Below are 14,467 nucleotides of genomic sequence, written 5' to 3'. Positions count from 1 at the left end.
CTCCGATACATGAGTGATCTAAAAAAACACAAAAGACCCAAAAACTAAATAAAAACCAAGTGCTTCACGATTTACGCAAAGCCTGGATCAGAAAATCGAATAACATTTCTTTTTCAATTTCGGTAAGATCCAATATCGATTTAAAATATTGGGATACCATTTCGATCAATTCAACACCAATTTCATCATTCAGTGTTTGGATCGCCGTGCCGAGAACCATTCCAACAAACACTGTCATCCCTGTTTCATTATTTGGCGCTCTGCTGACGAGGTCATGAATCAAATAATCATTTTTCCCGCTTAGCTTTCTTAAAAACATGAGCAGCAGACCGATAATATAGGCACAAAAATCAAGGCGTGAGCTTACTTTCGATGTCTCCTCCAGCATTAATTGAATCGCTTCAGTCTGAGCACTGCCTTTTAAGCGGGAAAGCAGTTTATTGATTTTTGCAACTGTTGCCTTCCATTCTATAGGATCAAAATCTTCACTTAGATTCTGCTCGAACAACTGGGATGCTTTGGCTGTTGGAACATACAAAACCTGTGACCTCCCCGTTTCCTTGGAATTGACCTGGTAGCTACGTGAGAGATACCCAAGCTTTTCAATTTCTTTAAGCATGTCATAGGCCGTCCACTTACTTACCTCCAGAGTCTGCGCCAACGTTTCGTAATGAATAGGCAGGTTAGTCTTTTGATATAAATCCATCAGCTTTTGCAAAAATTGCATACGTCGCTTGGTTAGTAACACAGAATGACCTCCCACTCCTTTTATCAATTGATTAAACAGTAAAAACGTTTTTTGGTTTTTTGTGTATTTTATTAATAGTTTATTTTGATATCATTCGAATGTCAATCCCATAGTTTATGTAGCCATCAAGTTCAAACATGACCTATCCAGTTGAAGACACAGATTGGTTGAATTTAGTAGTGGAACCTCAAACTTTTTGGGATTCATATTGTCTAAAATATACAGCTTGGATATGCTCTAGTGCCGCCGTCATCTTGAAATCTTCTGTGTACAATATACGTTTTTGTAAGAAAAAAAGTGATTGACTTTTTGGGCTCTACACCAAAACCTGTGATTGACGAATTGATCTAAGGTTGAAAATGGAAAAACATCTGCTCATCCTGTATTGTTGAAAGTCCTACCCAACAACAAAAAAGGAATAAACAGATGCAGAACCAGTATATCAAGGAAATGCTCGACTTGCCAGAGCTCCAGATCCACCAGATTGTGCCGATGAGCGCAGATGAAGTCCATATCGAGGTTACACCTGTGACCTACAAACAAGACTGTCCGCTTTGTCAGTCCGATGAATGTGTCATACGCAAAGGAAATAATCACCCACGAAAGGTTCAGCATCTGCCTGCGTTCGGAAAAAAAGTGGTTCTCATCGTGCCGACAATTCGTATGCACTGCTCGTCATGCGAGATCGGTTTTGTCTGGATGTACGAGTTTGTCGGACCTAAAAGACGGTACAGTCACCTTTTTCGAGAACGGGCTGCCGAGCAAGCCTTTAGCTCCACCGCTGCGCATAGCGCCCTTATGCAGCAAGCACCGACCAGTACGGTGCACCGGTTGCACAACGATGTGGTTCTTGTGGAAAGTGAACGCCTTTCCAAGCAGGCGTGGAAACAAGCCACTGAAAGCATCGGCCTGGTCTTGGGGGGCGATGACTTCGCTATAAGGAAAGGGCATACCTACAATACGGGCATTCATGACCTCAAATGGGAGACCCTGCTTGATCTTTTGTCTGGGCGAAAGCTGGAGAATTTGTGGGCCTACGCCCAGTGGCACCCGCACTTCCTGCAACTCGAACCCAAAGCTGTGGTTATGGACTTGGCCAAGGCTTATCATACCTGGATCAGCGAATGCTTTCCCAAAGCCATCCGGATCGCTGACCGCTTTCATGTCCATGGATATGTCATTGAAGCCTTACAGGAGGTTCGAAATGCCGTACAAAGTACGCTTTCTCCATGAGCAAAAGCGTTGCTCAAAGCCCATCACCGATTGCTGAACCCCCAAGCGGAATCGCTATCAGCGGAAAGCAAGAAAAAACTCAATGAACTGTTAGGTTACTCCCCACTCCTGCACCGTGTTTGGGAATGGAAAGAAGCTTTTACGACGTGGTATGACTGTTCACCGGATGTGGAAGTCGCAACGCATGGATTCAACCGTTGGTGCCAGCAGGGGGTACAATTCGACCATCAAGCCGTCACGAGCGCACTGAAAACGATGCGTAACTGGCAAGAAGAAATCATCAATTACCATCGTTGCCGTTGGACCAATGCTACCGTAAAAGGTCGGCATAACCGAATTAAAGCTTATCAACGTCGGCATTATTTCACACCTAATCGGGATCGTTATAAAGCCGGTATTTTAGTCGAATGCAACCGTAAACGGTTTTTGGGCTGAATATTCAAGCACTGATTTTGAGGTTGAGCCAAAAATAACGAGCCTTTTCTCCATTGTATGGAGAAAAGGCTCGCTTAAATAGCTTTATAAAGGGTCGCGTTTCAACTTACACAACAATTTGCAGATTCTCAAGAAGTGCGTCTATTTTGCGGCGATCTTAATCTGATATATCCGGACAACTATCTGGTGATCTGAGCAATGAATTCGGTAATCTTCACAGCATTCAACTGACTGAGCCCCATACTTAAACAATCCGAAGCCTTCAGCTGAGTTTTCATAGCCGCCTAGTTATTTCTTCTTCAAGATGCTTTCCAGAACATTGTCAACCATCTGGGTATTTGCAATGACACCTGTATATAGCCAGCTTGCATTATCGTCATATTTGAATACTTGCCCGTTTTTGACAGCTGGAATGCCGGCCCAAACCGGCTCCTTCAGGAGCTCTTCATTCTCAACTCTCTTGCTGTTCACCAAAAACATATAATCAATGTTCATTTGAGCCAGCTTCTCCATGGCAATAGGATTCCAGTTGTTTGTAGCTGTTTTGGAAATTTCCTTGATCTCTTCTGGTACGGTTAGACCCAGGTCCCGGTACAGAACGTCACCGCAGGACAGCTTTTCGCTCGGCACATATACATTTTTGTTAGTTACCCAGAGAACAGCCACGGATTTGGTCCCGATCTCCTGCTTTAATTTCTCCTTCGCTTCTTTCACCTTTAAATCGTAGCTTACCAAAACCTTCTTAGCTTCTTCGCTTTTATTCAATACTTCGGCTACAGTCATTAACTCCTGCCGCCAGTCATTGTTAACTTCGCTCCCTACGGTGAATGTCGGTGCAATTTTAGCATATTGGGCATATTTGTCACCGGCTACTTGCTCCGCACTGTCCACGAGGATTAAGTCCGGAGCAAAGCTCAAGACTGATTCGAATGGCAGGTCGCTTGGTATGGTGGGAATCCCTTTCAGATCCTTCTGAAGGTAGTTCTGCACTGACTTCCCGTTGTTGATCGACCATTGGGCGACCGGTTTGACTCCAAGAGCAAGTAGATGATCCTCAAGATAGGTAGCGATAATTCTCTCGGGTTTTGCCGGTATGTTCACTTCGTGACCAAGCGCATCCTTCATTACACGCTCAGCAGCGGGTTTCGCTGTTGCAGACGATCCCGAAGAGGCTGACGGTGAATGGCTGCCTTCTCCGCTATTATCAGTTGTGGTTGAACATCCAACTCCTACTATTGCGGCGCCTAATAACAATCCTAACAATGGGTATATGCGTTTCTTATTCATGGTGTTACCTCCACATATGATGATAGTTGGTGTTATGAGGAAATGCTGACTAATCCTAATTCGAGGGGTTCCCCACATCAGCAGTATTTACATCAGATAATGATAATCATTATCATATAATTTGTCAATTGGTCTCTCACTGCTCCAACCCTATTTGATTTATGTGCTCAGGAGTTTGATGGCATCGTCAAGCTGAAACGGACTTGGAGGAGCCATTCTTTCCTTATAGATTCATTAGAAAATAAATGGGATTCCAACATGTGGGCCGCCCTCCTTCATTTACTCTGGTACAGATGGTTGTTGTTAAGTTGGGTGCTTGTTCGGTCCATGTTCGACGCTGAAAGCTATCAAAAAGCTCTGACAGCCTGTGATGGCAAGTTGTCAGAGCTTCTCTTTTTTACCATTTCACGGATAGCAGCGAATCCCAAACGAAAGTCGCCCCACAAATTGTATGACAATGAGAATCATTATTAATAATATAACATGGGATAGGCATACAACCAATTGTTTACTTTAAAAAAACACGAACATTCTTAGTATGGCATTTGCATGCAGAGCGTCTCTTAACCTTTATTTTTGCCGTTATTAAGCTTCTATGAAGCGAACTCTTTTTAATAAACTTGCTTAAGTCGCGATCTATTTGATTAAATATTTCATGATGAACCCTTTGATCATCATCAATGCTCGTATGGTAGGCAAGAAGTGGAGACTTATCCGTTTTACTGCATGGAATTCTTGCTCCATGCCAAGTTCGCAAATATTTAACAGGTCTTTGCGCTGCGCCTGGCACACCTTGAAAACCACACGCTAAGCCTTCTCCATCGGATGTGCATGGAACCCTCAAATACGGTGGACAATCCGTTAAGCCAGTAATGCCGTTGTTTTGAAACCACTCTATGATCTTACTCCCTCGGGGCACATCTCCTGGTTTTTTTAATCTATTGGCAGGCCCGTATACCGGATCCACAAGGCCAACAAAATCAGGGATTTTTAGAGTCATTCTAGAGAGTCTACTTGCCGCCCACCCACCAAATGAATGTCCAATAAGTGCGACATACCTCGGGTTTTTAGTACGTTTAACAATTTCTTTATTTATGTCACTTATTAAAGGAATATTTCTAGGGTCGCTGTCATTTTCTTGGTTCCATTTGATGTGAAAAATGTTGTTCGGATTAACCCCGTATTTTACCGTCAGTTTTTCCCTTAAAGTGTCCCTTAGAGTGGTCATTCCATTGCTATTTCCTCCACGAAAGCCACTAATGCACACAATGACAACATTTACTGATGACTTGTCAATATCATATACTACCGAACGTGTTGATAGAGTAACGACTCTGGGGTTAAATAATGGCTTACTAAACCCAGGTTTTCTACTTTTAGCAACTAGATGTTTCATTATTATTTTCAGCCTCCCAGACTTCGATAAGATGCTGTATAATACGTGGTGTTTTGACCAGGGGCAACTGTTACAAATGCGGATCTTAATATAAGGCTTCTTCTAAACAGTATAAAAAAGACAACCTCCAAGCCCAGCTGCCGCGGTTACATTATTCAACTCCCTCGGTTCGATTTTCCGAGCACAATTATGATGATTATCATAATCATATATTATGACGATCATCATATTCAATGAATAAAAAAATATCTTATCCTAAGTAGGATTAGATATGATAGTCCAGGTATCAAAATTTTACAATTGTCCTCTGATGAGTTTAAGGCTTCCTTCTTATCTGTTCAATTATCCGGCAAAATCCATAGATCGCCGTTCCAGCTGTGTATCCGGTACCAGCGCTTTCCATCAGGATCGTCCCACTGTTGGAAAGCCTTCACCTTTTGCGGGGTGAGAGCTCCGAAGATTGGAAGGGATGCTGTAGGAACCAGATGGACCAAAGTATTTTTGCTTAACTCAATCGTTTCGTTAATCTCCTTGGTCCCAACCGGCTGGGCGTAAGCAGGGTTGACCCAGAAGGTGCTGCCATCTTCGGCACGGACATGGTATTCACCGCTGACGGTCTTTTCCAAGGCGAATACGGTTTGCGGCGGAATGAAATGAGCTTCAGCTGGGCTCTGCATACGGTGTGCCGTATCCCAGTCCTCCAACCGTAACGTTTCCGTCGGGAGTTTCATTTCACGGTTCAATATTTCCATGTCAAGAAGGATATAGTTAGGGTTAACCAGCCATTGATCTCCAAGCCAGGACGTTTCAATACGGTAAGCGCTGTTACCGCCAGGGGTAATAAACATCGCGTTGCAGTGAACGGTCTGCGGGGAAAGAACGACATCCGTTAACGCAGCCTTCACTGGCTCTGTATACAAAGCAGCGGGCCATATCAGAGCGATGTTCGTATCGGCTTGTTTCACCGTTCCAATTCGATTGTAGTCCAAGTGTATCCACATTTCTCCGAGCCACGTTGTTTTGATCTTGATCCACCTCTTGCCTGGATCTCCGCTCTGAGCGGTTACATACCAATCCTTTTCCGCCTCTACCGCTTCCACATCTTGAGGGGCAATGATAGACGAAGGATCGACGGATTCATCTGGACCCGGATACAACGGCGTATTTTCAAATAAGGTAATGATGGGTGGAAGCGCCGACGGCTCGAACTTATGATAGAAAGCGGATGACGGGGCGACGGCGACGGCAATATGAGAGGCATACAGGCTGATCAGCAGACAGACAAATACTCCAGCAGTCACGTAAAAGCTGCGGTAAACGATTTTCATGTGTAGAAGCCTCCTTTAGGCAAAAATAGATAGAGCTGATTCGAGCCCATCGCGGTGTTTTTCGAGGAATACCTGAAGTACCAAGCGATATTCCGACATGAATTTTGGATTGGTGGGGTTTGTTGCAAGTTTTCCTTCGGCTTTTAGAACCGGTTTTAGCTCTTCATTCATTACCCATTTTCTACCATAATTCGATTTATCGCTCATGATGAGGATATTACGTTCGTAACCTGTTACATATTTGGCCACGAAAACTTCACCCTTGGGCGGAATAAGAATGGCATTGCGCAGCGGCTTGTCGGCATCTTCCCAGAATCCAACCGTGGTTATCCGTAACGCTTCTTGAATGCTTGCCTGCATCGGAATTGGTGCTACTACGCTTAACTACCTTGTTTCCATTCTGTATAAACTTTATATTGTCCATTATCTGATGAATACCTTAAAACATTGCCGTCTTTCGGAATTCCCTCAAAATAAGCACCAATACAACCAGTTGTACATCTATGCCCAGAAAGTAAAATGTTAATATTTTCTGTGCCGTAAGCAATCTTAAGCTGATGCATAAATTCGAAAATTCTCTTTACGAAGCTGTTTAAATCTTCGACACCTTTATACACACTAGAATCAGGAACTACTCCAGCCATCTTAACTTCGCATCTTTTCAAAGTGTCGGCCTCGCCTAAGTCAAACACATCAAGTCTATTATCAATTATCGGCTTCATACCAGTTGCAATCTCGGCTGTTTGAATGGCTCTTTTTTGAGGGGAGGAATAAACATAATCAAATTTGATATTTTCAAGACTTTCCGCTAAAGCTTTAGCTTGTTGTTGTCCATATTCGTTTAATTGCAAACCTTGTCTTCCCTGAAGCCTTCCTTCTTTGTTCAAATCTGTTTGCCCATGTCTTACAACATATATCACACCATTACCTCCCCTGTATCAACAAGCAATATTATTAGGTAAGATTGCACTTGCATTTAATTTTTAATAATACCACAAAATGGGATATCCGGCATCACAATATCCAAGCGAACGTCAAATAGGCCCCACCTGAAGTCAGATGGAAGCCAGTGTAGATGAACTAATATTAAGGAATACAGCAATTACGAATTGTTAAGGACAAATTTCTGAATTCAGCGACAGATGTAACCATATGTGACGAAAGCACCTTTGCCTGCCACGGCCTTTTCGTCCCAAGTAACAACTTTCTCCCAGCGGTTCGAATCGGTTGCCGTAATATACAAAAAGCCTTTGGTTTTTATTCCAAAGGCTTTTTTGGATGAATACCTATCCTGCCACCAATCCAAAGTTGCATTCATTCATGTTTTTAGACAAGTTTGGCGTATCGTTCTTCGTTATTGGACGGTTTGAGCTGAATGAGGTCTTTCACTTTCGGATTGACCAAATATTTAGGATACTCTCCGTGCACTAATACGTCGACGACCCCCATGACAGCCTTGGAACGCAATTCGGCAGCCGATTGCTCGGAGTACCAGGCGACATGCGGTGTTAAAATAACTTGATCCATCTTAAGTAATGGATTGTTGGCGTGTATCGGCTCTGATTCAACCACATCCAGTGCTGCTATCAACGCTTGTTCGTTGACGATCGGCCCCCCTTGATGTATTAATGAGGATAGCTTCCTTTTTCATAAGTGAGAATTGCTCTTCACCGATCATTCCCCGTGTAGCCGCAGTCAATGGGGCATGAACCGAAATATAGTCGGACTCCTTACACAGCGTTCTAAGAGAAACGAGCTCTACCCCTTTTTCCACATCGGCTTTCTCGGTGAAGTAAGGATCTGCTACGATGACGCGAAGCCCAAGCGGCTTTACCTTCTCAGCTAGCGACTGCGGGATTTTGCCGAAGCCGATCAAACCGATTGTTTGGCCACTCAGACGGTATATTGGCTGTGTCACCTTGAAATCCCAGACACCATTTTTGACAGCATGATTTGCTAATGTCACCTTGCGGGTCCAAGATAGTAACAAGGCTAATGCATGATCTGAAACCTCGTCCACACAATAATCAGGAACGTTCGCCACGCAAATGCCCTTTTCCTTTGCCGCCTCCAGGTCAATTGTATCGACACCAACACCGTAGCGCGTGATCACTTTGCAAGTGTCAAGCTGTTCAAGCACTTTACGGCTAATCGGCGCATACTGATTGATCATCGCGTCCGCATCACGGCAAACCTCGATTACCTCTTCCTCGGTCTGACACTGTGCGGTTACCAGCTCGATATTGTCATAAGCTTGAAACACCGCTTCCTCGAAGCGTAGATCCAGGTATTCCCAGTCGGTTACTACTACTTTCCATTTGCGCATGATCCCGAAGCCTCCTAATCATAATAATGAAGAATATGGAAATACCTTTCAACTGTTGGCCAAGATTGTCAATTATTGTACTGGCGTAGCCGTCAGTAATTTCTTATATTGAACCGGAGTGACACCCACAAGCTCCTTAAATACTCGGCTGAAATGCGCCAAGTGCTTAAAGCCGACCCGAAAGCATACATCCGTGACCGATACGTTTGGGTCGAGTACAAATTCGATACGGGCTTGATTAATACGAACATGTGCGGTTCCCATGCTTCCTATACCCACTAAGCCGATTCGTACCTTACTCATCCTCAATATCCCCTTTCATGCTGCTCATCTTCAATTTCTCGTAGCTATCGTATCATGATTATTGGCTTCGCCTCTTCACTATGATTGCTAAAAAAAGGGGAATCATTTAACTCTCGTTGTTATATCTATGTGCATTGAGATTCGTCCGGTGGCGTGAATGTTTCTTAGTGAATAACCCATCCAATGAAAAGGGTATCTTATTCAAGGACAGACTTAAAAGGATAGGGAGAGTGAGCAAGAGATGAGAACCATGACAGCGGTGGGCAGCTCTGACCACCAAGCTGGAACAACTCAAAAAACACTTGGTCAGTATTTATTCGATTGCCTGAGGCTGGAGGGCATTACTGAAATTTTTGGCGTCGCCGGAGACTATAATTTCACACTCTTGGATACGCTGGAGCGATATAACGGAATCCGGTTTGTTAGTGGACGGAACGAATTGAACTCAGGCTATGCAGCAGATGGCTACGCAAGAGTCAAAGGTTTGTCCGCTTTGATTACGACTTTCGGGGTCGGGGAGCTCAGTGCCTGCAATGCGATAGCGGGAGCTAACAGCGAGAATGTGCCGCTGATTCACATAGTGGGTGCGCCTCCCGAGAAGGATCAAAAGCAACACAAGCTGATGCACCATACTCTTATGAATGGAAATTTCGACGTCTTCCACAAGGTGTATGAGCTGATTTCGGCTTACACTGCGGTACTGACGACGGAAAACGCCGAGATTGAAATTCCTGCCGCCATTCGTATTGCGAAGGAGAAGAAAAAACCGGTGTACCTGGTTGTCGCTGATGATTTAGTAATCAAGCCGATCATTGTCCGAAGAGAGCCGGTACCGCCTCGTCCAACATCCAATCTGAAAACCCTTCAGGCTGCAACGGAACATCTCCGCCAGCTGCTGGAGCGCGCCCACCGTCCGGTCATTCTGGTTGATGTCAAAACAATGCGTTTTGGTCTAGACACAGCAGTTCGGCAGTTGGCCGACGCCATGAACGTGCCTGTTGCGACAATGATGTTCGGAAAGGGTGCATTCGACGAAACCCATCCGAATTATATAGGGATGTACGGAGGCTCTTTTGGAAGTTCTGAGGTTCAAACAACGGTGGAGCATGCAGACTGTGTCATTGCGGTAGGCATGGTATGGGCGGACACTAACACCGCAAACTTCACGGCGAAGCTGAACCCACGGGTAACCGTTGATATTCAACCGGACATGGTTAAGGTTGCGGAAGCAGAATATCCAAATGTGTTCGCAGCTGACATGCTGCTTGCGGTACAGAAGGTTGGGTACAAAGGCCAAGGCTTGTCGGGAAAAGCGACATTCCCATACGACCAAATAACCGGCAGTACCAATACGCCTTTAACTGCGGCCATTTATTATCCTCGTTTTCAGCAGATGCTGAAAGAGAAGGATATTGTGATCGCAGAGACCGGTACGTTTTACAACGGGATGTCGCAGGTGAGATTGCCTCGCAATGTAACATATATTGCACAGGGAGGCTGGGAATCCATCGGTTATGCCACACCCTCGGCATTTGGTGCGAGTATCGCTGCGCCGGACCGGCGCGTGTTGTTATTTACAGGTGACGGCTCCTTGCAGCTGACAGCCCAAGAGATTAGCTCCATGCTCTATTATGAATGTAAACCCATTATTTTCATATTGAACAACGATGGTTATACTATAGAGAAATATTTGAATGTCAAAACAGAGGATCAGCCATATAACCAAATTCCGCGCTGGTCATATACCAAGCTGGCCGAAGCCTTTGGAGGCGATGCGTTTGCCGTGACTGTCCGGACCTATGGAGAGCTTGATCAAGCTATAACCCAAGCTGATAAGGAACATAACGGAAGACTTTGTATCATTGAAATGATCGCCGCGGATCCTATGGACGCACCCGACAATATGCGCCGAATGCGCAACTATTTGGAGATGCAGGAAAAGCAGCGCAGTCAGGATTAGAATCAACTTAAAAAAACAGAATCCTTGTGCGGCTTCACCAGTTGGGATATGATGGGTATAAGACATTCATAATTGAATATTGGAAATAGGTGCTTACCTGCTGCAAGCGTATACAGGTAAGCTTAAAAGGGAAGTTCGGTGTAAAACCGACGCGGTCCCGCCACTGTCATGGTTGAGTCACTGCAAGACGCCACTGGTTGAGTTTCAACCGGGAAGGCTGCTGGTGACGATGAGACCTATAGCCAGGAGACCTGCCTGTTTCAACAGCGCTGTTAAACCTACGGGAAATAGGGAGGTGTTAGACGATCCATCATTTAACAAAATGAAGGTGTCTTCCCCTATGCTCATTCCGGGAAGGACACCTTTTTTATTTATTAATTGTATTTAATTACATTTTTTTCCATTAATTAATAACAAGTCGAGTGACGACAAGGAGGACTAAAATGCGTTACGAATTGGTTCATTTTTTGTCCCATGTGGAAGACGAACGAATCATAACCGCTTTCATTCAAAATTTCACTATTGACGACTTGGAAACCCTCATTTGTCATCTCGAATACACAGATCCTGCGACGCGTGAGCGTTGGCTGAATCTGTGTAACAAAACGCTTCACTTTTGGGTAAATTGATGATCCTTGATCCATTCGGACACAATCAGGAACACATTGTCTTTCATTAATGGACTAAATGTGGGGTCATTCATAAATTCTAATTGCTTTGGAATCGTATCCAGCAGCATGACCCCATTGGTTTCAAATCCGCTCGGCAGCTCCCTAAGGACACTCACCTTTGAGATATAAATATTTTTCACAAATACTAGACGAGCCTCTTCAAAAATTAAATATTGTCCAATCCTTTCAATCGAATCGAGTTCTCCACCAGTCTCTTCATACATCTCTCTAATAACCGTTTGTGTAACCGATTCGCCTTCCTCCCTATTCCCTCCAGGTAGTTCCCAACCGCGACAATGATGTTTAACAAGAACCAATTTACCTTTATAGAAGGCGAAAATCAGCACACAATTAGCTTCATCAATTAAACTTTTCTTCGTTAAGATTATATTTTGATTAGGCAATGCACCAAGAAACTCATAATTCATTATTACCACCAACTTACTTTTTGTTAAAGACAGCCATTAGTTATGCTTATGTTTGACTTTCAACCCGCTCATGCCGATATGTCAACACTCTGGATTTCGTTCTCATCTCATCATACTCGTCCTCAGCGGTTGAATCCCAGGTAATCCCTCCTCCTACTCCATACATAGCCAGCTGCGTATGCGTATCTACAAGAACTGTGCGGATGGCCACGTTAAACGTGATGCCCTCACCCGGTACAGCGAGCCCAATGGAACCACAATAAATATGGCGCGGCTCCTTTTCCAGGGATGAGATCATCTTCATGGTAGAAATTTTGGGTGCCCCGGTTATCGACCCACATGGGAACATGGCCCGGAATACATCGAACAGGGTGACCTCAGGTTGTGTATTAGCTTCTACAGTCGAGGTCATTTGGTATAGCGTAGGATATTCCTCGATTTCAAATAGATGTGGAACCTTAATGGTACCTGTCTTGGCAATCCGCCCTAAATCGTTCCGAAGGAGATCCACAATCATCACATTTTCTGTGCGGTTCTTCTCCGATTCGAACAAAGTTTGTTTACTGCCCGTTATGGGAAGAGTACCTTTCATTGGCTTGGTACGAATGAGCTCTCCATTCCAGTGGAAGAAAAGCTCTGGTGAAACCGATAAGATCCGATAGCGCCCCACATTTAAATATGCAGAAAAATTAGTTTGGACATCTCGCAAATCTTCGTAGTAGGCAAAATCATCTCCAGTAAACTTGGCCTTCAAACGCGTGGAATAGTTGACTTGGTACGTCTCTCCACGAGCAATCGCAGCATGAATGCCTTCAATGTTGTTTGTATAATCCACACGGTTCGTACCTGCACTCCAGTCTGAAACGGAGTACATCCCCTTCGGCGCTATGTCGTTCTCTTCTACTGGCTTCTCATAGACAGCAAACCACACTAATGGAAACTCTGCATCAGGTTCACACACGCTGAAATGCTTCTCAAAAGCGGGTGCGCACTCATATGAGACATATCCGGCTACATAGAACTGCTCATCGATAGCCTCCTGTACCTTTTCAAAAATCCCACTGATCTCCTCCAATTTGTGGGTTTGCCAAATCTGCAGAGGCTTCTCAAATTTCAATCTTTTCTGATTAAAATCAATGATAATGGTTGGTTCATGCTTCATATCCTACCCTCCGCTTCTATTGCTTCTTAAAATAAAAAAGCATTCGATCCTAAGATCAAATACTTTGCCCAGGCGTACGGCGATATGAACATGTGCTCCCTCGTGGTTCACCACGTTTACGCCAGTCACACATATCTAATATTCCATCTATTACAGTTAAATACGCAGTCCATAGATAAAGCTGAACAGCTTTGTTACAAGAAAGATATCACAAATCGGTAGGTATAAGGTAACTGAATTAAACTATATCTGGTCATATCCTTAGGCTATATCCAAATTCAGTTTAGAATCGCCTGATTGAGAGCTTCTATATAGGCTACTCCAAGCTTGGATAGCGAAACATTTCTATGGGATATCCAACCAACATTGATCGTTTCCTCACAATCCAGGGGAACCGGAATAATTTCATTACCATTCAGATCGGCGCTTAGCACACCTGTCGATATGGTATATCCGTTTAGTCCGATCAACAAATTGAAAAGTGTAGCCCGATCATTAACACGAATGCTTTTCTTATGGGACATCGTACTGAGAATCTCTTCTGAAAAATGAAAGGAATTATATTCCCCTTGGTCAAAAGACAGATACGGATAGTTCTGAAGCTGGTCAATCGTTACCATGCTTTGCTTAGCAAGTGGATTCTTAATGCTAATAAAAATATGTGGCTGAACCGTTAATAAGCTGTTGAATTGCAAGTTTGCAGTTTTGAGCAATTTGTTGATGACTTTTCCGTTAAACTCATTCAGGTATAAGATCCCGATCTCGCTGCGTAAACCTTTGACATCCTCAATAATTTCATAGGTTTTGGTCTCACGTAATGATAATTCATATTCATCTTGTCCATACTCCTGAACCAGACTTACAAATGCATTAACCGCGAAAGCATAATGCTGAGTGGAAACAGAAAAATGCTGGAGGGAAGGCTTAACATTAAGATACCGACTTTCCAATAATTCCGCCTGCTCTACTACTTGCCGTGCGTAGCTTAAAAATTCAACACCCTCTTTAGATAGTGAAATCCCTTTATTAGATCTATCAAAAATAGCTAACTGGAGTTCTTTTTCCAAATCCTTAATCGCATTTGAAAGGGTAGGCTGAGAAATAAACAACCTCTTGGCAGCCTCATTAATAGATCCGCGATTAGCTACCTCAATCACGTACTTCAACTGTTGTAAAGTCAATGCAATCCT

15 protein-coding genes, 1 pseudogene and 2 riboswitches are annotated in these 14,467 nt (G+C 43.9%); of the genes and pseudogenes, 3 read left to right on the top strand and 13 right to left on the bottom strand.

Features of this window, described 5'->3' with window-relative positions; genetic code table 11:
- Positions 1–64: 64 nt before the first annotated feature.
- A complete protein-coding gene (locus tag LRL21_RS36940) occupies positions 65–748 on the bottom strand; it encodes an Lrp/AsnC family transcriptional regulator (RefSeq protein ID WP_240420813.1) in 684 nt (227 codons plus the stop codon).
- Between the two features lie 426 nt (positions 749–1,174).
- Between LRL21_RS36940 and LRL21_RS47020 the strand changes: the two are divergent.
- A pseudogene (locus LRL21_RS47020) lies at positions 1,175–2,416 on the top strand (ISL3 family transposase).
- Positions 2,417–2,704: 288 nt separating this feature from the next.
- Here the strand turns inward: LRL21_RS47020 and LRL21_RS36925 are convergent.
- From LRL21_RS36925 to LRL21_RS36890, 9 genes are all read right to left on the bottom strand, one after another.
- Positions 2,705–3,703 carry an ABC transporter substrate-binding protein gene (locus tag LRL21_RS36925; RefSeq protein ID WP_240420810.1) on the bottom strand — a complete coding sequence of 333 codons (999 nt, stop codon included), beginning with the start codon at positions 3,701–3,703 and terminating at the stop codon, positions 2,705–2,707.
- A gap of 508 nt (positions 3,704–4,211) precedes the next feature.
- On the bottom strand, positions 4,212–5,099 hold the full coding sequence (locus LRL21_RS36920) for a hypothetical protein (RefSeq protein WP_240420809.1): 888 nt from the start codon (positions 5,097–5,099) through the stop codon (positions 4,212–4,214).
- A gap of 338 nt (positions 5,100–5,437) precedes the next feature.
- A complete protein-coding gene (locus LRL21_RS36915) occupies positions 5,438–6,427 on the bottom strand; it encodes a hypothetical protein (protein WP_240420808.1) in 990 nt (329 codons plus the stop codon).
- A 15-nt stretch (positions 6,428–6,442) separates the two neighbouring features.
- Positions 6,443–6,787, bottom strand: a complete 345-nt coding sequence (locus tag LRL21_RS36910) for a hypothetical protein (RefSeq protein ID WP_240420807.1) — start codon at positions 6,785–6,787, stop codon at positions 6,443–6,445.
- 20 nt (positions 6,788–6,807) lie between these two features.
- Positions 6,808–7,347, bottom strand: a complete 540-nt coding sequence (locus LRL21_RS36905) for a histidine phosphatase family protein (protein WP_240420806.1) — start codon at positions 7,345–7,347, stop codon at positions 6,808–6,810.
- Positions 7,348–7,559: 212 nt separating this feature from the next.
- A complete protein-coding gene (locus LRL21_RS36900) occupies positions 7,560–7,745 on the bottom strand; it encodes a hypothetical protein (RefSeq protein ID WP_240420805.1) in 186 nt (61 codons plus the stop codon).
- Positions 7,746–7,753: 8 nt separating this feature from the next.
- The gene (locus LRL21_RS46485; protein ID WP_338044734.1) at positions 7,754–7,954 is read right to left on the bottom strand and encodes a hypothetical protein; all 201 of its coding nucleotides are present in this window, start codon (positions 7,952–7,954) and stop codon (positions 7,754–7,756) included.
- A 37-nt stretch (positions 7,955–7,991) separates the two neighbouring features.
- A complete protein-coding gene (locus tag LRL21_RS36895; RefSeq protein ID WP_338044730.1) occupies positions 7,992–8,753 on the bottom strand; it encodes a C-terminal binding protein in 762 nt (253 codons plus the stop codon).
- 72 nt (positions 8,754–8,825) lie between these two features.
- Positions 8,826–9,056: a helix-turn-helix domain-containing protein gene (locus tag LRL21_RS36890; RefSeq protein WP_240420804.1), complete on the bottom strand. Its 231-nt coding sequence runs from the start codon at positions 9,054–9,056 to the stop codon at positions 8,826–8,828.
- A 241-nt stretch (positions 9,057–9,297) separates the two neighbouring features.
- Between LRL21_RS36890 and LRL21_RS36885 the strand changes: the two genes are divergently transcribed.
- The gene (locus LRL21_RS36885; RefSeq protein WP_240420803.1) at positions 9,298–11,016 is read left to right on the top strand and encodes an alpha-keto acid decarboxylase family protein; all 1,719 of its coding nucleotides are present in this window, start codon (positions 9,298–9,300) and stop codon (positions 11,014–11,016) included.
- Between the two features lie 70 nt (positions 11,017–11,086).
- A riboswitch (cobalamin riboswitch) is annotated at positions 11,087–11,289 on the top strand.
- A 170-nt stretch (positions 11,290–11,459) separates the two neighbouring features.
- Positions 11,460–11,645 carry a hypothetical protein gene (locus tag LRL21_RS36880; protein WP_240420802.1) on the top strand — a complete coding sequence of 62 codons (186 nt, stop codon included), beginning with the start codon at positions 11,460–11,462 and terminating at the stop codon, positions 11,643–11,645.
- On the opposite strand, the gene LRL21_RS36875 is transcribed toward LRL21_RS36880, so the two are convergent.
- The 3 genes from LRL21_RS36875 to LRL21_RS36865 all read right to left on the bottom strand — a co-directional run bounded on the left by LRL21_RS36875 (position 11,627) and on the right by LRL21_RS36865 (position 14,458).
- The gene (locus LRL21_RS36875) at positions 11,627–12,115 is read right to left on the bottom strand and encodes an NUDIX domain-containing protein (protein ID WP_240420801.1); all 489 of its coding nucleotides are present in this window, start codon (positions 12,113–12,115) and stop codon (positions 11,627–11,629) included. The two genes, LRL21_RS36880 and LRL21_RS36875, sit on opposite strands and share 19 nt — an antisense overlap.
- Positions 12,116–12,161: 46 nt before the next feature.
- Positions 12,162–13,277: an aminodeoxychorismate synthase component I gene (gene pabB, locus LRL21_RS36870; RefSeq protein WP_240420800.1), complete on the bottom strand. Its 1,116-nt coding sequence runs from the start codon at positions 13,275–13,277 to the stop codon at positions 12,162–12,164.
- A gap of 59 nt (positions 13,278–13,336) precedes the next feature.
- A riboswitch (ZMP/ZTP riboswitch) is annotated at positions 13,337–13,416 on the bottom strand.
- Positions 13,417–13,555: 139 nt separating this feature from the next.
- Positions 13,556–14,458: a LysR family transcriptional regulator gene (locus tag LRL21_RS36865; RefSeq protein WP_240420799.1), complete on the bottom strand. Its 903-nt coding sequence runs from the start codon at positions 14,456–14,458 to the stop codon at positions 13,556–13,558.
- Positions 14,459–14,467: the final 9 nt, after the last annotated feature.

Source organism: Paenibacillus periandrae (genome assembly GCF_022458865.1).
In the GTDB taxonomy this organism is placed as follows: domain Bacteria; phylum Bacillota; class Bacilli; order Paenibacillales; family NBRC-103111; genus Paenibacillus_S; species Paenibacillus_S periandrae.
This window is presented reverse-complemented; position numbering and strand designations above follow the sequence as displayed.

Excerpts from the sequence above, each read along its gene's own strand:
- pabB (WP_240420800.1), bottom strand. The coding sequence starts at position 13,277 with ATGAAGCATGAACCAACCATTATCATTGATTTTAATCAGAAAAGATTG.
- LRL21_RS36875 (WP_240420801.1), bottom strand. The coding sequence starts at position 12,115 with ATGAATTATGAGTTTCTTGGTGCATTGCCTAATCAAAATATAATCTTA.
- LRL21_RS36915 (WP_240420808.1), bottom strand. The coding sequence starts at position 6,427 with ATGAAAATCGTTTACCGCAGCTTTTACGTGACTGCTGGAGTATTTGTC.
- LRL21_RS36885 (WP_240420803.1), top strand. The coding sequence starts at position 9,298 with ATGAGAACCATGACAGCGGTGGGCAGCTCTGACCACCAAGCTGGAACA.
- LRL21_RS36920 (WP_240420809.1), bottom strand. The coding sequence starts at position 5,099 with ATGAAACATCTAGTTGCTAAAAGTAGAAAACCTGGGTTTAGTAAGCCA.
- LRL21_RS36925 (WP_240420810.1), bottom strand. The coding sequence starts at position 3,703 with ATGAATAAGAAACGCATATACCCATTGTTAGGATTGTTATTAGGCGCC.
- LRL21_RS36910 (WP_240420807.1), bottom strand. The coding sequence starts at position 6,787 with ATGCAGGCAAGCATTCAAGAAGCGTTACGGATAACCACGGTTGGATTC.
- LRL21_RS36880 (WP_240420802.1), top strand. The coding sequence starts at position 11,460 with ATGCGTTACGAATTGGTTCATTTTTTGTCCCATGTGGAAGACGAACGA.
- LRL21_RS36890 (WP_240420804.1), bottom strand. The coding sequence starts at position 9,056 with ATGAGTAAGGTACGAATCGGCTTAGTGGGTATAGGAAGCATGGGAACC.
- LRL21_RS46485 (WP_338044734.1), bottom strand. The coding sequence starts at position 7,954 with ATGGATCAAGTTATTTTAACACCGCATGTCGCCTGGTACTCCGAGCAA.
- LRL21_RS36900 (WP_240420805.1), bottom strand. The coding sequence starts at position 7,745 with ATGAATGCAACTTTGGATTGGTGGCAGGATAGGTATTCATCCAAAAAA.
- LRL21_RS36895 (WP_338044730.1), bottom strand. The coding sequence starts at position 8,753 with ATGCGCAAATGGAAAGTAGTAGTAACCGACTGGGAATACCTGGATCTA.